14 protein-coding genes are annotated in these 18,343 nt (G+C 49.4%); all 14 read left to right on the top strand.

Annotation, left to right across the window (positions count from 1 at the left end; translation table 11 throughout):
* Positions 1-115 precede the first annotated feature (115 nt).
* Positions 116-1,012: a LysR family transcriptional regulator gene (locus C1I60_RS20345; RefSeq protein ID WP_137063347.1), complete on the top strand. Its 897-nt coding sequence runs from the start codon at positions 116-118 to the stop codon at positions 1,010-1,012.
* Between the two features lie 126 nt (positions 1,013-1,138).
* On the top strand, positions 1,139-1,696 hold the full coding sequence (locus C1I60_RS20340) for an outer spore coat protein CotE (protein ID WP_137063346.1): 558 nt from the start codon (positions 1,139-1,141) through the stop codon (positions 1,694-1,696).
* Positions 1,697-1,821: 125 nt separating this feature from the next.
* Positions 1,822-3,054, top strand: a complete 1,233-nt coding sequence (locus tag C1I60_RS20335; protein WP_137063345.1) for a putative amidoligase domain-containing protein — start codon at positions 1,822-1,824, stop codon at positions 3,052-3,054.
* A gap of 109 nt (positions 3,055-3,163) precedes the next feature.
* On the top strand, positions 3,164-5,908 hold the full coding sequence (gene mutS / locus C1I60_RS20330; protein WP_137063344.1) for a DNA mismatch repair protein MutS: 2,745 nt from the start codon (positions 3,164-3,166) through the stop codon (positions 5,906-5,908).
* 60 nt (positions 5,909-5,968) lie between these two features.
* Positions 5,969-8,083 carry a DNA mismatch repair endonuclease MutL gene (mutL, locus tag C1I60_RS20325; RefSeq protein ID WP_137063343.1) on the top strand — a complete coding sequence of 705 codons (2,115 nt, stop codon included), beginning with the start codon at positions 5,969-5,971 and terminating at the stop codon, positions 8,081-8,083.
* 12 nt (positions 8,084-8,095) lie between these two features.
* Positions 8,096-8,947 carry a class I SAM-dependent methyltransferase gene (locus C1I60_RS20320; protein ID WP_137063342.1) on the top strand — a complete coding sequence of 284 codons (852 nt, stop codon included), beginning with the start codon at positions 8,096-8,098 and terminating at the stop codon, positions 8,945-8,947.
* Entirely contained in the window at positions 8,931-9,911 is a 981-nt protein-coding gene (miaA, locus tag C1I60_RS20315; protein ID WP_137063341.1) for a tRNA (adenosine(37)-N6)-dimethylallyltransferase MiaA, read from the top strand. The genes C1I60_RS20320 and miaA overlap by 17 nt, the downstream gene beginning before the upstream one ends.
* Positions 9,912-9,931: 20 nt before the next feature.
* Positions 9,932-10,177, top strand: a complete 246-nt coding sequence (hfq, locus tag C1I60_RS20310) for an RNA chaperone Hfq (RefSeq protein ID WP_137063340.1) — start codon at positions 9,932-9,934, stop codon at positions 10,175-10,177.
* Between the two features lie 187 nt (positions 10,178-10,364).
* On the top strand, positions 10,365-13,025 hold the full coding sequence (locus C1I60_RS20305; protein ID WP_137063339.1) for a penicillin-binding protein 1A: 2,661 nt from the start codon (positions 10,365-10,367) through the stop codon (positions 13,023-13,025).
* Between the two features lie 166 nt (positions 13,026-13,191).
* A complete protein-coding gene (locus tag C1I60_RS20300) occupies positions 13,192-13,749 on the top strand; it encodes a ribonuclease FAU-1 family protein (RefSeq protein ID WP_137063338.1) in 558 nt (185 codons plus the stop codon).
* A complete protein-coding gene (locus tag C1I60_RS20295; RefSeq protein WP_170970858.1) occupies positions 13,746-14,441 on the top strand; it encodes a YdcF family protein in 696 nt (231 codons plus the stop codon). Before C1I60_RS20300 ends, C1I60_RS20295 begins: the two co-directional genes overlap by 4 nt.
* A gap of 150 nt (positions 14,442-14,591) precedes the next feature.
* On the top strand, positions 14,592-15,575 hold the full coding sequence (locus tag C1I60_RS20290) for an AAA family ATPase (RefSeq protein ID WP_137063337.1): 984 nt from the start codon (positions 14,592-14,594) through the stop codon (positions 15,573-15,575).
* A 114-nt stretch (positions 15,576-15,689) separates the two neighbouring features.
* Complete coding sequence (gene hflX, locus C1I60_RS20285) at positions 15,690-16,976, top strand: GTPase HflX (protein WP_137063336.1); 1,287 nt, start codon at positions 15,690-15,692, stop codon at positions 16,974-16,976.
* Positions 16,977-17,089: 113 nt separating this feature from the next.
* Positions 17,090-18,343 carry a methionine gamma-lyase family protein gene (locus tag C1I60_RS20280; protein WP_137063335.1) on the top strand — a complete coding sequence of 418 codons (1,254 nt, stop codon included), beginning with the start codon at positions 17,090-17,092 and terminating at the stop codon, positions 18,341-18,343.

Raw genomic sequence — 18,343 nt, 5'->3', positions numbered from 1 at the left:
GCAGGTAAGCCTTCTTTCTCTTGTCATTTCCTTCAGCTTATCAGATAATCAATCTATCGGAAAAACGGAATATAACGATGGCTTTCATCGAAAAAAACGATTGAAGGAGCAACTTATGGAATCACGGCATTTATTTACGTTTTTAAATGTGGTTGAGGCAGGCAGTTTTACGCGGGCTGCGCGTATACTGGATTATGCACAATCGAGTATAACTGCTCAAATTCAGACGCTGGAGACAGAACTGGGCACACCTCTTTTTGACCGCATAGGTAAGAAAATCATGCTCACTGATGCCGGACGACGTCTGCTGCCCTATGCGCAGGAGATTTCCAAGATGCATGCCCTTGCCAAGGATGCGTTACGCTCAGAAACAGTGCTGACGGGCACGCTCAAAATTGGAGCGCCAGAGTCGCTGGCGGCTTTCCGCCTGCCGAGCCTGATCCGTGAGTACAGAGAGCGTTATCCCAAGGTGAAAATCGTGCTTAAACCCGGTGAATGCTGGGAATTGCGCGATTTGACCCGCTCAGGTGAGCTGGATTTGGCTTTTTTGCTTCAGCCGGAGACGGAGGATAGAGAACTGCATGTTACTACGCTCATACACGAGCCGATGGCATTGGTTGCACCATTAGGCCATCCACTGGCTTCCTATAGTAAAGTAGAGCCAGCTGACTTGAAGGACGAAACCATTTTGCACACAGAGACGGGCTGCACCTATCGAATCCTTTTTGAGCAATATTTGAACAGACACGGTATTTTTGCAGACCCTAGTTTGGAGTTTTGGAGTATTGAAGCGATCAAGCAATGTGTCATGGCCGGATTGGGCGTTGCGCTGCTTCCGCTGGTTACGGTGCAAAATGAGCTGCGTGAAGGGAAGATGGCGCGTTTAAGCTGGGATGACAGCGAACAGCAGGTGGCTACCCAGGTCGCCTATCATACGAAAAAGTGGAAATCCCCGGCGCTCAGCGAATTTTTACGGATTGTCGAGCAGCATGTAACACATTGGCGTGCATGAGTTCAAGCCGTTAGAGCATAAGCTTATACAAATAATATTTTTTCCTTTTCGCCTATTCACTCAACATTCGCCTACTTCCTGCATACATATGTATGGAATGATTGATTGTATGGAGGAGGTTCAAGAATGGCATTGAGTCATAAAAATCGTAGAGAGATTATTACAAAAGCGATCTGTGGTAAAGGTCGCAAATTCTCTACCGTAACCCATACCGTAACTCCGCCTAATAATCCGACCAGCATTTTGGGGGCATGGATTATTAACCACCAGTATGAGTCTGTGGCGGCTGGAGACGGCATTGAGGTCGTGGGGACGTATGATATCAATATCTGGTACTCATACGATAAAAACTCGCAGACCGATGTGGCAAAGGAAACGGTGTCGTACGTAGAAAATGTACCGCTCTCGTATCTTGATCCTAAGCACCGGGCGTCTACAGTGGAAGTATCCGCCGAGGCGACACAGGAGCCAAGCTGCGTTGAGGCCAGTGTGTCTTCAGGGGGCGGCAGCGTAATTATCCGGGTCGAGCGGGAATTTGCGGTGGAACTGGTGGCAGAAACGAAAATTGTTGTAGAAGTATTCCCGAATGGCAGCAGTGACGATTTTGACAAGGACTATGATTTTGGAGCGGAAGAAGGGGACTATGAGGAGCTCGACCCCGACCTCATTGACGACGAGCTCTGACGGAAGTAATCAAAAAGAGGGCCGCTTTACTCTTTTGCGCCGGCTGAAGCTGCGCAGGGGGAAAGGCCCTCCTTTTTTTGTTGTAGGGAAGGGAATTCGTCCGTAATCTGGTAGGGGGGAAGATAATGCAGCAGGCGGGACAGGCGCTTAAACGCTTTAGACAGATGTCGGATGATGAAAAGCAGCGCCGGCTGGAACGCTCCGGCATATCGGTTCGCTGGATTGACGACAACGCAGCAGATTTTGCGGTAGGCTATGCAGTGCAGATCCATCAGCTACGAATGCTGGAAATTCGAAGACGCACGATTGAAGGACACTCCAAAGTCCGCGCTTATAATCCGTCTGCGTTGGATAGCAGCTCTCAGCTGTCCGTCCGAATGGAGCGTCTGGCTGTACGTACTTTGTACACACTCGGCCTCGACAGTGGCGAGGTGACGTTGACACTGCTGGGCGAGCGCAGTTGTCAGGTACGTGAAGTCGTGGCTCAGCCATGGCTAAATGATAGACGCCTAGACATGCTATATGAAGCCGCCGCTCGCGAAGATGATGTTCAGGGAGAGGATCTTCCAGCGGCACAAGGGGATAAACAGCTGCTAATCGGGATGGACCCTGAATTTGTGCTGGTCCGCATGCCGGAAGGACGTGTCGTACCGGCTTCACGATATTTGGGTCGCCTCGGCGTGGCAGGATGCGATGCGGTTACGCGCCGGGGGCGGACGTTGTACCCGGTCGCTGAGCTTCGACCCGCACCAAGTGACGATCCAGTTCTTTTGCTGACCCATCTACGCCATGCCTTTGCGGCAGCAGCCCGGCGCATTGCCGATCGTACGCTAATTTGGCAAGCAGGCGGGATGCCGCAGTCGGGTTTTCCGCTGGGAGGGCATCTGCATTTTAGCGGAATTTCGCTGAACGGGTCCCTGCTACGTGCGCTAGATAATTATTTGGCGCTGCCTTTGGCGTTGTTAGAAGACAAACGCGCAGCCCGGCGCAGACCACATTACGGCAATTTGGGCGATTTTCGCCGCCAACCGTACGGCGGTTTTGAATACCGTACGCTACCCAGCTTTCTCGTTTCGCCGCAGCTCGCGAAAGGCGTGATTGGAATGGCATTTCTCATCGCGTCTCAATATCCGCGCTTGCAGCGTAGGCCACTAGATGAGGAAGAGGCCCATAGAGCTTTTTATGAAGGAAATCGGATTGTGCTGGGAGGGTATATGGAACCTCTTATTTTGGATATCGTTTTACTGGATGTATATCCGCAGTATAAAGCATATGTCGGGCCTTTGCTGGACAGTCTGCGCCAAGGAAAGCAATGGGATGAATCTCGGGATTTGCGTCCGTTTTGGAGGCTTTCGTAAAATGAGAGATGTTGTCTGCGATTGCTTTCATGTTATCGACTGTCATTTTTGCTATAATGAAAGGTAATGTAAGTTTAAACGGAACAATGTGTGGGGGTTAGTAGACGGTATGGCCAAATATACACCGATGATTGAGCAATATTTATCCATAAAAGACCAGGCCCAGGATGCGTTTTTGTTTTTCCGCCTGGGGGATTTTTATGAGATGTTTTTTGATGATGCGATTCTTGCATCCAGGGAGTTGGAGATTACACTTACCGGACGCGATGGTGGCGGCACGGAAAAAATTCCAATGTGCGGCGTGCCTTATCATTCGGCGGAAAATTACATACAGCGCCTTATTGAAAAGGGCTATAAGGTTGCCATCTGCGAACAGATGGAGGAAGCCTCGGCTACAAAGGGAATGGTACGGCGAGATATTGTCCGTGTCGTTACTCCGGGTACGGTGATGGAAGGTAAGGTGCTGGGTGACAAATCCAACAACTACATGGTATGTGTCACCGAGACGGACGGGATGCTGGCACTGGCAGCCTGCGATTTGTCAACAGGTGAGCTGTATGTGACCTCTGTACCGGATTCGAAAGAATGGCTATTGGATGAAATTAATATTTATGAACCGTCAGAAATGGTGGGCGATGGTCATCTGCTAGATTTCGTAACCTCCCGAATGTCACCCGTTGGTCGTCGTGTTGTATACACAGCCTGGGACAAGTCTAAGGATGAACTTGTGCGTGGTCAATTTGGTGAAGCAACGTGGGCAAGGCTCAACGAGGAACGCAGGCAGTGTGTATCGCGTTTGATTGCTTATTTGAATGAAACACAAAAAAGATCGTTAGGCCAGTTGACCCAGATTTCTGTTTATGATCCGAACCATTTTATGGTTCTTGATCCATTTACCCGCCGCAATCTGGAACTGGTGGAGACGGTTCGTGAGCGCTCCAAGAAAGGCTCGCTGCTATGGCTGCTGGATCGGACGGAGACGTCGATGGGAGCGCGGTTGCTGCGACGCTGGATCGACAAGCCGCTGCTTAGCAGCCATCTGATCGAGGAACGGCTGGAGGCGGTTGACAAGCTGTACCACCAGTTTATTTTTCGTGAGGATGTGCGTGCACAGCTTAAAGAAATTTACGATCTGGAGCGTTTGGTTGGGCGAATTGCCTTTGGTAGCGCCAATGCACGCGATCTGATTGCGCTCAAGCTGTCATTGACCCGGATTCCGGCTTTGCGTGAGCTCTGTGCAGGATCGGAATCGGAGACACTGCGCCGAATTGCCCAAACGCTGGATAGCTGTACAGACTTGTGCGCGTTGATTGAGGAAGCCGTAGCGGACGAGCCGCCTATTTCCGTAAGGGACGGGGGCCTCATTAAGGAAGGTTACCATCAGCGTCTGGACGAACTGCGTGAAGCGAGCGTGAACGGCAAGCGCTGGATCGCCGAGCTGGAGGCGAAGGAACGTGTAGCAACGGGCATTCGGTCGCTCAAAATTGGATATAACAAAGTATTTGGCTATTATATCGAGGTAACCAAATCCAACCTGGCTTCATTGCCAGAAGGACGATATGAACGCAAGCAAACGCTGGCGAATGCGGAACGATATATTACACCGGAGCTGAAGGAAAAGGAATCACTGATTTTGGAAGCCGAGGATAAGATGGTGGATCTGGAGTACTCTCTTTTCTCTGAGCTTCGCAGTAAACTAAATACTGAAATTCCGCGTTTGCAAAAGCTGGCAGAGCGAGTGGCAGAAATTGATGTATACCAGTCGCTGGCATCGGTCAGTGCAGAGCGTGGCTTCGTGAAGCCTGAGCTGACCACGGGCTATGATTTCGTGGTGGAGCAAGGGCGACATCCCGTTGTGGAAGCTGTGATGAAGGATGGCAGCTTTATCGCCAATGGTACGGCGCTGGAGGAAGCAGATGCGCATATTTTGCTAATCACCGGACCGAATATGGCTGGGAAAAGTACGTATATGCGTCAGGTCGCGCTGATCGCAATCATGGCGCAGATCGGCTGCTTCGTTCCGGCTGCACATGCCAAAGTGCCGATGCTGGATCGCATTTTTACGCGCATCGGTGCGGCGGATGATCTGATCGGCGGCCAGAGTACGTTCATGGTGGAAATGGCTGATATTCAGGTCATGACAGACAAAGCGACTCCGCGAAGCCTGATCATTATTGACGAGTTGGGACGAGGTACGTCCACCAGTGAGGGAATGGCGATTGCTCAAGCTGTGATTGAATTTGTCCATGACACGATCGGCTGTAAGGCGCTGGTGTCTACGCATTTTCATGAGCTGGCCCATTTGGAGCAAAGCCTGTCCTCGCTGCGAAACTATTCCATGGCGGTACAGGAAAGCGGCGACAAGGTGAATTTCCTGCGTAAGCTCATACCGGGCGCGGCCAGCAGCAGTTACGGTATCTATTGTGCCCGTCTTGCGGGTTTGCCGGATGATATCATTGAACGCGCGAATGGGCTGTTACACGGCTTTGAGCACGCGGCTGCCCAAGTGACGGCAGGCACCGAGGTTGTTGCAGCAGCAAGGGAAAACGTTGTAAGAGAAGCTGCATTGCAGGCTCCACTTGTGTCACAGCAAGCCACCGTTGTAAAAGAAAACACTCAGCAGGCTGTGGAAGACTACAGTGTGCTGGACCATACGGCTACCGGAGTCGTACAGCTGTCCATTTTCGGAGAGCAAGAGCTTGCTCCTGCCAAGCCGCAGCCGGAGACGGCCGAGGTTAATCCGATTGTGCGCCAGATTTTACGCAAGGTGAAAAACGCCGATGTCATGAACATGACACCTTTGCAGGCGATGCAGCTATTAAACGAACTGAAGAACAAGGCCAACGGCCTGTAGGTAACAATATTATATTTCTAGTTTTTCATCACACTTTGAAGTCAGGGGGAGGTTAAAAGGATGTCTAAAATTCGGGTACTGGATGAGCATATTGCCAACCAGATTGCTGCCGGTGAGGTTGTGGAGCGTCCAGCCTCCGTCGTGAAGGAACTGGTGGAAAATGCGATTGATGCGGGCGGTACCCGTATCGACGTATGGGTAGAGGAAGGCGGACTGCAAAGCATCCGGGTGACGGATAACGGTAGTGGCATCGAGCCTGAAGATGTGGAAACGGCGTTCTATCGGCATGCGACCAGCAAAATCGGACACGGACGCGATCTGTTCCAGATCACGAGCCTGGGCTTCCGGGGAGAAGCACTTCCGAGTATTGCGGCTGTATCGAAACTGGAGCTGCTCACAGCAGCCGGAGATGACGGACGTGCCCGCAAATTGGTTATTGAGGGCGGCAAGCTGATGCTCCATGAGGATGCAGCGGCCCGACAGGGGACGGATTTTACCGTCCGGGAGCTGTTTTATAACACGCCTGCAAGGCTGAAATATATGAAAACGATCCAGACAGAACTGGGGCACATTTCGGATGTGTTGTACCGAATGGCGCTCTCGCATTCGGAAGTTGCCTTCACCTTAAGGCATAATGGGAATACACTGCTTCAAACGCTGGGCAATGGTGACTTGCTTCAGGTGATTGCTGCGGTTTATGGAACTTCGGCTGCGAAATCCATGCTGCTGCTGGAAGGAGAGAGTCTGGATTACCGCATTAGCGGCTATGTCAGTCGCCCGGAGTGGACCAGATCGAATCGGAATGCCATCTCAACGGTGGTGAACGGACGCTTTGTGCGCAGCTATGGATTGAATCAGGCGCTGCTCAAAGCGTATCATACCTTGCTGCCGATCAATCGTTTTCCACTGGCTGTGATCCAGTTGGAAATGCATCCTTCACTAGTAGATGTTAACGTTCATCCCGCCAAGCTGGAGGTGCGGTTCAGCAAGGAAGCCGAGCTGTTTCAACTGGTTGAGGATTCGGTAAAGGCTGTTTTAGGACAACAGGTACTGATTCCGAAGGCGGTCAAGCGCGAAATTGGCGGTAAGGATAGCGGCTCGTTCGTCCAGGAGCAGTTTCATTTCTCGAAGGGAAACGATACGGAAGGAAATTCTTCTGCTGGCGAGAGCCGGAGGGAGGCACAGTCGCTTTCCGGATCTTACCCGGAGGGTCGTGACCCGCGCCAATCCATTCGCTTGGACCAGAATGAGGAAAACCACAGGCTTGGCACGGAGCGTGAGCAACTTCAAGCTAGGGAAAGGCTCCCTGCCTCTGGTCGGGGGAACCCGTCTTCTGGGCAACGTGTCAGTGACGAGGAACTGGATGCAGATTTTGTGGATGGAAACGATGGGAATAAAGCCGGATCGAGCTCATCCCCCTTGTACAGCGGCAGAGTACAGGAAGCGGCTGCTTCTGTAGCTTATCGGTCTTCTGCTTCACCGGGTGGAGGAAACGCCGAGGATTCCCGTTATTTCACGGATCAGAAGACACGTCAGTCACGGCTGAATGCAGAGCAGTTGGCAGTGGTATCGGGTGAGGCTCCCGAGTTGCCCGCTTTTCCTGAGCTAAATTTGATTGGTCAGCACCATGGAACCTATTTGATTGCGCAGAACGATCAGGGGCTGTATTTAATTGACCAGCATGCTGCGCATGAACGGGTTAACTACGAATTCTATTATGAAAAATTCGGCAATCCCGAGGCGGTATCGCAGGAGCTACTGCTGCCGATTACATTAGAATTTACGCCTTCGGAGACGGAAAAGCTGAAAACAAGGCTGCACTGGTTTGAGCAGGCGGGAGTGTATTTGGAGCATTTTGGAGGTCAAACCTTCCGTGTTAGCTCCTATCCTTACTGGCTTCCTCAAGGAGAAGAAGCGGATGTTATTGAGGAAATGGCAGGATGGGTGCTGGATGAAAAAGCAATAGATCTGGCTAAGCTACGGGAGGCAGCCTCGATCATGTGCTCCTGCCGGGCGTCGATCAAAGCAAACCAAAAGCTGACCGACCGACAGGCTGTCGTACTGCTGGAGCGTTTGGCGGCGTGCAGACAGCCGTACACCTGCCCGCATGGGCGGCCTATCGTTGTATCCTTTTCCACATATGATTTGGAGAAGCTGTTTAAGAGAGTAATGTAGGGGAGTTTGTATATGTTACAGGATCGGGAAAACCGCGAAGAAGAAAAGCAGGCGAGGCTCCAGGAAGAAAAATCCCATTTATTGGTAACTACGGGGGATTCTCCCTCGGCTGAGGTCGTGCAGCGGGCGGAACTGCTTGCAGCTGAGCTGGGAGTGCTGTATGCACCCCGTCGTGGTATATCGGTAGCAAGGCTGACTGCTGCTCATAGAGTTCGTCAAGTGCTGGTGCTCGTACAGGATGGGGTGAGGCTGATTAGCTCGGAACAACCGGCGATGACTTTTCACCCGAGCATGGGCTTCATCCGAGCCAAGCGGGTGCTGAAGGGCGAGCCTGATCCGATGTTGACCGCCGCTCGGCTCGTTCCGGGGGATACCGTGCTAGATTGCACCGCAGGACTCGGAACGGATTCCCTCCTGTTTGCAATTGGAACGGGAAGCTCTGGACAAGTAACTGCTGTGGAAAGTTCTTTTCCTGTCTATGCTTTAATCAAGGATGGAATGAGGCATTACCGTTCCGGTAACGCTGCGGTAGATGAGGCATTTTCCGGCATTGAAGTTCGTTTTGGTCATCATCTGGACTATTTGAGGAGCTTGCCAGATCGCAGTATGGATATTATCTATTTTGACCCGATGTTCCGTGATCCGTTGCTTGATTCTAGTGCAATCAGTCCATTGAGAGGGTTGGCTAACCCGGATGCGCTGGATGAGGAAAGTATTGTTCAGGCAAAACGGATTGCAAGGAAAACAATTGTATTGAAGGAAAAACGGGGCAGTGGGGAATTTGCCCGCCTCGGCTTCCGTGTGGAGCAACGGGGCACAACGAAAACAGTGTACGGAGTGATTGATATTGATAGCGGCATCTAAGCCTAAACTACTTGTTCTTGTCGGCCCGACTGCAGTCGGCAAGACGAAATTAAGCATCGAGATGGCACGGCAATTTGGCGGGGAGATTATTTCCGGAGATTCCATGCAGGTGTACCGTCATATGGATATTGGAACTGCCAAAATTTCCGAACAGGAAATGGAAGGAATCAAGCACCATTTGATTGATATTCATGAGCCGGAATACCCATATTCGGTAGCTGCTTTTCAGGAAGATTGCCGTCGCCTCATACCGGATATTCATGCCAGAGGGAAACTGCCGTTTATCGTAGGCGGGACAGGTTTATATGTGGAGTCTGTCTGCTATGAATACCAGTTTTCCGAGGTGGGAGCTGATGAAGCTTTTCGTCAGGAACAGCTTGATTATGCCGATCAATTTGGGGCCGAGGCGCTTCATGCCCGACTACAGGCGGTTGATCCCGAAAGTGCACGTCGTCTTCATCCCAATGACCGCCGCCGAGTCGTTCGAGCGTTGGAAATTTATCATGTTAGCGGAACGACGCTTAGCTCACAATTGGCCAGTCAAAAAAAGGAATCTCCCTATCAGCTCTGCATCGTAGGTTTGACAATGGATAGGCAAATGCTATATAAACGTATTGAAGACCGAATTGACGGGATGCTCGATCAAGGGCTTGTTGCTGAGGTAACTTCCTTAATGGAACGGGGAGTGCGAAGCGATGCCATCTCCATGCAAGGTCTAGGCTATAAAGAGATATCCTCCTACCTGCGAGGAGAGGTGTCTTTGGAAGAGGCGGTGACTTGGCTGAAACGGGATACGCGTCATTTTGCGAAGCGGCAGCTCTCGTGGTTTCGCCATATGAAGGATATCCAGTGGGTAGATGTCACCGATTTCGGAAATTTTTCTGCTCATGCAGCCCGAATACACGAAATTATAGCAGGAAAGTTCCGGACAGACCTTGAATATACTTCAAAACAATCCAAATGATTATTGGGGGTACGGCTAAAATGAACAAGTCCATTAATATCCAAGATACGTTTCTGAATCAATTGCGCAAGGATTCTATACCAGTAACGGTGTACCTGATCAACGGATTTCAGGTGCGGGGAACGATTAAAGCATTTGACAACTTCACAATTGTTATCGACTCGGATGGAAAGCAACAGCTGATCTACAAGCATGCTATTTCCACCTTTTCACCGCAACGCAATGTGTCGCTTGTACAGCAACAGGATAACGCCAGCGATAACTGATTACGGCTTGACGGTCGCCTGGGTTGATGAAACTTTTTAAACGACCGTCTCGTCTAACCGTATAGGAATGTGACCGGGAGCAACCTCAACAGGTTGTTCTTTTCATTCCGTTTGCTTTCATGCTGTCGACAGCAAGCTATGCATACGATCGGCAACATATGATTATTCGCGAAAGGGAGTCAGGGGAATGCCAAATGATTCATTGTCCAGATCCGGCAATCGCAATAGAAACACACCTAAAGAGAAGCCGAAGGGCAAGAAAAAGAAGATTACAGCTAAGCAAGTTGGATGGACCCTGTTTATTACGGCGGCGTTAGCTATATTTTGCGCGCTGGGTGGATATTTGTTTGTCATGGTAAATGGCGAACAAATTTACAAAGCCAATAAGGATAAAATTACAGTGAACGAGACATCAAAGGTTTACGATCGTAATGGTGTGCTTATGGGCGAGCTGTCCGTACAAAAAAGCGATCCTGTCAAAAGTGAAGAAATTCCACCATTGCTCAAAAAAGCTTTTATAGCAACTGAGGATAAGCGATTTATGGAGCACCAGGGGGTTGATATTTGGTCTATCGGCCGGGCGGCCGTAAAAGATATCGTAGCCCGTTCGGCAGTGGAGGGTGGCAGTACGCTGACCCAGCAGTTGGCCAAAAACCTTTTTTTGTCGCGTGATAAGACCTTTTTCCGTAAAGCGACCGAGGTATCCATTGCAATGGCGCTAGAACGGAATTTGACTAAAGATGAAATTATTACGTTGTATTTGAACAGAATTTGGTTTGGACGCTCCTATTCAGGAATCAAGGCAGCTTCGGTGGGGTACTTTGGGCAATCGAACTTAAAAGAATTAAAGCTATGGCAGATCGCCACATTGGCAGCTATTCCAAAAGGGCCTTCCAAATATAATCCAATCAGTAATCCGGAAAACTCAAAGGAACGACGTGCTGTGGTTCTTCAGCTAATGTTTGAGCAGGGAATGATTGGCAAGCAGGAAATGGAAGAGGCCAAGGCTGTAGATTATGATTACAAGCAGCCGGAAAAAGTTCAAAAGTATCAAAATTTTATGGAGTATGTGATGAATGAGGCGGAGGATGCTTTGCCGGGAGTCAGCGGAAACGATCTGATCGTTGGCGGCTACAAAATTCATACGACGATGGATGCTCAGGCCCAAAATGCGCTGGATCAGGCGATGGCAGATGATAGTATGTTCGAAAAAAGTCCGGACGATCAGCCTGTTCAGGGCTCCATGGTCATCATTAACAACCAGACGGGCGGAATTGCCGCAATGGCACCCGGACGGGATTACAAAAAGGGAACCTTTAACCGCGCTACGCAAAGCCGCAGACAGCCAGGCTCGGCCTTTAAACCTATTGCGGCGTATGCGCCGGCTCTCGAATCCGGCAAATTTACAATGGATACACCTTTGAGTAATGAGCGACAGAGCTTTAACGGGTATAGCCCGAAAAACTTGCACGGTTACTCTTCGACCATCAGTATGACCGATGCGATTACAAAGTCTGAAAATATCCCGCCAGTATGGTTGCTCAATCAGATCGGTGTGGAAAGAGGGGTCCAATTCGCGGAAAGCGTAGGCATCCCGATGGACAAAAATGATCACTCGCTCGCTATCGCATTGGGTGGATTAAGTAAAGGAACGAACACGCTTGAAATGGCACAGGCATACAGTGCTTTTGCCAATAATGGACAGTTCCAAAAAGCTTACTCCATCAAGCAAATTAACGATAGTGATGACAAAACGGTTTACACTCACAAAGAAGAATTTAAAACCGTAATGAGCGAGAAAACAGCTTATGAAATGACGCAGATGATGCAAAACGTAGTCAATAGCGGTACGGGCCGCAAAGCCCGTATTGATTGGCCTGTAGCGGGTAAAACCGGTACAACCCAGAGTGGAATTAGCGGGAATAGTGGCAACCGTGATATCTGGTTTGTCGGTTATACGCCGGAATATACTGGTGCGGTATGGATGGGCTATGACAAGCCGGACAGCAAACATATGCTGAGAAACTACAGTGGGCAGTCGGCAGCCTTTTTCGGAAGGGTCATGGGTGAAGCCCTCAAGGGGCACCCGGTTACGCAATTCAGCCAGCCAAAAGGATATGAACCACCAGTTGAGCAGAAGCCAGACGTGCCAGTTCAGGCTACTGCTCCAAGCGGACTGAGCGGGTCTTATAGTCAGGATACACAAATTGTATCGTTGTCCTGGACTGCGGCAGCGGGAGACAATGTGCAATACCGCGTGTATCGCAAAGAGGCTTCCGAAGGGGGCTTTACGGTGATTATGGAGGCAATGAAAGGCACAAGTGGAGAAGATACGTCTCCATTAGCCGGAGCGTCGTATGAATATTATGTAACGGCTTATGGAGCGGATGGTAAGGAATCTGCTCCATCCAATACAATCCGTGTGGAAATTCCGGCAGAGACCACTCCGGTAGATCCGCAGCAGGGAACCGATCCGAATCAGGATGGAACATTACCGGATAACAGCGGGACTACAGACGGTCAGAACGGCACCGATCAGGGGAATACAGTTCCTGGAGGTACCGATAATAGCACCAGCCCGGGACAGGTTCCGACGATTCCTGGAGACACTGGCGGAAATGGCACTGGCAGTACAGGCAATCATAGTGGCGGCTCCGGCATCGGTAGTGACACGAACCAGGGGAATGGTCAGACAACAATACCAGATGCAGGTACCTTCAATAGTGATTCCACGGTAAATCCAGTTACCACGGATCCATCTACCACAGGAACCACATCGGATGGCAGTCAGGAAACCAACTCCAACGGTCAGTCGAGCTCCAATCGTGGACTTCGCAACCGAGATTAGAAGACGTATGCTGTGTGTGATATGTATTTGTTTTATACTAAAGGTATTTTCGGACCATATTATGGTCTGGGAATACCTTTTTTGTTGTGGTAAAGGGTGTTATTTTTGAGTGTACAGTTTAAATATGGTAAGCTGGTTTTACCAATGTTGGAGAGGAACATCATTTATGAAGCGCAAATTCGGAGACCGGGCCAACTGGCGCAGAATAACGAACCGCAAGTTTGCTTGCCGGTATGTGGAAAGTGACGTGTTTACAGGATATGTGACCTTGTATACCATTTTGAGTCTCAAGGAGCCGTTATGGAAAAGCTACGGCGGTCATACATTTTGCATAGCGGATAAAGGGTATTCCTGGTTGCAATATTATCCGAAGGGTGCGCATTATGTAGTAACTGCTATGTTCGACAATCGGGAGCAGATTGTGGAATGGTATATTGATACCTGCCGAAATCAGGGAGTGACTGATCAGGGAGTGCCCTGGTTTGACGATTTGTATTTGGATGTTGTTGTACTTAAAAATGGCGAAATCTTTTTAGTGGATGAGGATGAGCTGGAGGATGCGTTACAGCGCGGGCATATCTCGACACAGGAGGCAGAACTGGCTAATCGTACTGCGGCTGAGGTTTTACGACGGATAAATACCCATATATTCCCATATTTTAAAATGTCGTTGAAACACCGGGCAGAATGGTTTCACAACGGTGATTTTAAAAGGGAACGGTGAAGGTTTTGCAGAGGATTAGAAGCACTGGGCCAAAAAATTCTGAATCAAAAAACAGGCTGAGCCGCCTAGAAAAAAAGTTTTCAGCAGCCAAACGTCTTATGCTTTGTCTGCTGGTTATCATTGTGATCGCTTTGGTATGGGGAGGTATTCGATTTTGGGATATGAATAACGCTGCCTCTACCACTCCGCTTCAGCAAGCACAGGTAGGAATTGTACTTGGGGCTTCCATGTGGGGAGCAGAGCCAAGTCCGGGGCTAAAGGAGAGGCTGAACGAGGCCCTGCAGCTATACCGCAACGGTACAGTAAAGCGTCTGATTGTAAGCGGAGGGCTGGACAAACCAACTTACCCGTATACTGAGGCTGAGGGGATGCAACGCTATTTGGTTGACAGAGGTATTCCAGCGCAGCATATTGTGTTGGAAAACCATGCGACCAGCACCTACGAAAATCTACTATATAGCCAGCGTATCATGCAGGAGTATGGTTGGAGCTCGACTGTGATTATCACCCACAGTTATCATGGTCCACGGGCGCTGGAAATAGCCCGATTTTTGAATTTGGAACGTCCTCAGATGGCTCTGGCGGAATCTAAAGTACTGAATATGCCGCTTCATCAATCGAGAGAGGTACTGGCTTACGCCAAATGGACGCTGCAAAAGTGGTGGCTCAGTGCCCAAACCTGGGTGTCCTGAAACGTATAACGGTTTCTCATAAAGGCAGCTTCTCTTATAAACAAAATGCTTTGCACAAGCTCCTGTTGCTTTTATGCTAATAAGGACATGCCGGGCCGAATACATTAATAGGGTAAGCTGTGCCTGAAGAAATGTTGAGGTGATGGATGCATGAACGGACGGGGAATCGCCGCGGGCAAGCGGACGGAGGAGAGACCTTCCAGACAAATCAATGTCGTGCTGCGTAGCCCGGAGCCGATAGCTTCGGTAAATGTTGATGAGACGGATGCAGCAACTTCGACCAAGTCGCAGGCGTTACCGCAGTATCTTAGTCTCTATCAGGAAATTCAGAAGGAACTCGATCATCTCGTTGGCTTGGATAACATCAAAGATCTGGTATTTGAAGTATATGCTTTTTTGCAAATTGCCCATATGCGTACTGATGCGGGGCTGTTGAGTAACGCGCACGTATATCACATGATTTTCAAAGGAAACCCGGGTACAGGGAAAACGACGGTGGCCCGCATTATCGCTAAAATGCTGCAAAAAATGGGAGTACTGAGCAAAGGCCATCTGATTGAGGTGGAGAGGGCTGATTTGGTAGGAGAGTATATCGGACATACAGCGCAAAAAACGCGGGATCTGGTGAAAAAGTCTTTGGGTGGGGTGCTGTTTATTGATGAGGCGTATAGTTTGGCGCGGGGAGGGGAAAAGGATTTTGGAAAGGAAGCTATTGATACCTTAGTAAAATCCATGGAGGATCAGAAAAACCAATTTATTTTGATCCTTGCCGGATACTCGGGAGAGATGGACTTCTTTTTGCGTACGAATCCTGGCTTGCCTTCCCGTTTTCCCATCCAGCTGGATTTTCCGGACTATACCGTGGATCAGCTTATCCAAATTTCCGAAATGATGGCCAAAGAACGGGATTATATTCTCATGCCTCAGTCCATACTCAAAATGAAAGAGCATCTGTTGAATGAACGCAACGACAGTCTTCATGCATTTAGCAACGCGCGTTATGTCCGCAATGTGATCGAAAAAGCGATTCGGCATCAGGCTGTCAGGCTGCTCAATCAGTACAGAAGCGGGCAGCCGGGAAAGCAGGAACTGATGACGCTGCGTCCAGAGGATTTGAAAATGGACAAAAGATAGGCGATAATAGAAATCTGAATCACATCGAATTGTATAACGTCGAACGGGGGCCGGCCTGAATATCAGGTCGGTCTCTGTGCGAGAGTTAATATGGAAAATAAAGGAGCAAACAATATGGCGAACTCCACTTATGATACACAAACCGAAATGCAGGATAAGGCGGTACTGGTCAGTCTGATTACGGATGAAGTCAAGCGTTCTGGCATCAATACAGAATACTCTCTGAATGAACTCGTGAAGCTGGCCGAGACGGCTGGTGTTGAAGTGCTTAGCGTTTTGACCCAGAACAAGGAAGCAAAGGATTCCAAATGGTTTATCGGCAAAGGTAAGGTAGAGGAACTGCGCGCAGCTGCCGAGGAATTGGGTGCGAATACGGCTATTTTTGATCAGGAGCTGTCGGGGGCTCAGGTGCGAAATCTGGAAGAAAGTCTGGATCTCAAAATTATCGACCGAACGCAGCTTATTCTGGACATCTTTGCCCAGCGAGCGAAAACACGAGAAGGTATTATTCAGGTTGAACTGGCGCAGCTGTCCTATTTGTTGCCCCGTTTGTCTGGACATGGGAAAAATCTGTCACGACTCGGTGGTGGAATCGGAACACGTGGTCCAGGTGAAAGCAAGCTGGAGACAGATCGTCGTCACATTCGTGATCGCATCAGTGATTTGAAACGTCAGTTGGAGGAGGTCACCCGTCATCGGTATTTACATAGAGAGCGCAGGCAAAAGAGCGGTATTGTGCAGGTAGCGCTTGTCGGCTACACCAATGCGGGTAAATCAACGCTGTTAAAGCAGCTGACGGCGGCTGATGTGTATATTGAGAACCAACTGTTTGCGACGCTGGACCCTACCTCCAGAACGATGGAGCTGCCGAGCGGCAAAGAGATTATTCTTACAGATACCGTTGGTTTCATTCAAAATCTTCCTCATGATTTGGTTGCTTCTTTCCGCGCTACTTTGGAGGAAGCGAATGAGGCTCACCTTATTTTGCATGTGGTAGATGCTTCTTCGGATATGCGTGACGAACAGATGAAGGTCGTGGAAACGATTTTGGAGCAATTGGGAGCAGCGGACAAGCCACAGATCGTATTGTTTAATAAAAAAGACGCTTGTACTCCTGAGCAACTGGAAATGCTTCCTTCCGGCGAGGGCTATTTGAAAATCAGTTCCTTCGATGAAAGTGATCTGCTACGTCTTCGTGAGCTGATTCAGGAGCATTTGAGCGGAGATACGCTGAGATTCCGTATTCCGGCAGAACGTGGGGACCTGACATCGGTGCTTTACCGGATCGGGGACGTACTTCTGACCGAATATGATGGGAATGATGTCATTTATGAGGTAGAAGTTCAGCGAGGCGAATATGAAAAATATGGTCATGCCCTCAGGGACTTCACAGAAGGTTAACATCTGATGATGTTTTTAGGTCAATTCAATGATAATGCATATCATTCCAAGCGAACGATATTATAAATACAATAGCCTAAGTCTGCGTAAAGAGAGAGGGTCATGAAGGTAAGATGGTAGTTTTTAGTCCGGAAATCCAACAAATTCAGGAAACAGCAGAACGCAAAATACAGGAACGGCTACAGCGCATAGATCATATTGTAGATGCAAATCAGTGGAAGGTTATTCAGGCATTTCAGCGGAAGCAAGTGAGCGATTTCCATTTTGCCGGCTCTACGGGATATGCGTACAATGACCGGGGACGTGAGGTACTGGAGGAGGTTTATGCTGATGTGTTCGGTGCGGAGGCGGCGCTGGTTCGCCCGCACTTTGCTTCGGGAACGCATACGATTGCCACTGCTTTATTCGGCGTTCTGCGTCCAGGTGATGAGCTGTTGTATATTACGGGGCAACCGTATGATACGCTTCACAAAGTGATCGGCAAGCCCGGCGATGGGACCGGGTCATTGCAGGATTTTGGCATTACTTATGGAGAAACGGCGCTGACAGCAGAAGATAAAGTAGATTGGAAAGCAGTGGAGGCTGCAATCCATGCCAATACGAAGGTGATCGGCATCCAGCGTTCACGCGGCTATGATTGGAGAGCTTCTTTTAGTGTGGCAGATATCGAGGAAATGACAGCCCGTGTAAAGGCGATTAAACCTGACGTTATTGTCTTTGTGGACAATTGTTATGGTGAATTTACCGAAAAGCTGGAGCCTACTCAGGTAGGTGTCGATTTGATGGCAGGTTCACTGATTAAAAATCCTGGCGGCGGTATTGCCGAAACGGGAGGATATATTTGCGGTAAACAGGAGTATGTGGAACTGGCAGCATACCGCTTAACTGCGCCTGGAATCGGTGGTGAAGTAGGGGCCATGTTAGGTACCACAAGAGGTATCTTTCAGGGCTTATTTCTTGCTCCAACACTGGTTGGGCAAGCGGTTAAAGGAAGTACATTCGCAGCGGCGGTCTTTGAAGACATGGGATTTGAAACAAAACCTGCCTGGCATGAGGAACGCACCGATTTGATTCAGGCCATTTCTTTTAGCGGACCTGAGCATTTAATTGCTTTTGTCCAAGGGATTCAGCGTGCTGCCGCTGTAGATAGCCATGTGGTACCGGAGCCATGGGATATGCCGGGCTACGAGCATCCGGTTATTATGGCTGCAGGCACTTTTATACAAGGAGGGAGTCTGGAATTATCTGCAGATGCTCCGATTCGTGAACCCTATATTGGTTACATGCAAGGGGGCTTAACCTACTCTCATGTGAAATATGGAGTGCTGATGGCCCTGCAAACGATGAAAGAACGTAAATTATTGTGA

The organism is Paenibacillus terrae, from assembly GCF_005217525.1.
Taxonomy (GTDB): domain Bacteria; phylum Bacillota; class Bacilli; order Paenibacillales; family Paenibacillaceae; genus Paenibacillus; species Paenibacillus terrae_C.
This window is presented reverse-complemented; position numbering and strand designations above follow the sequence as displayed.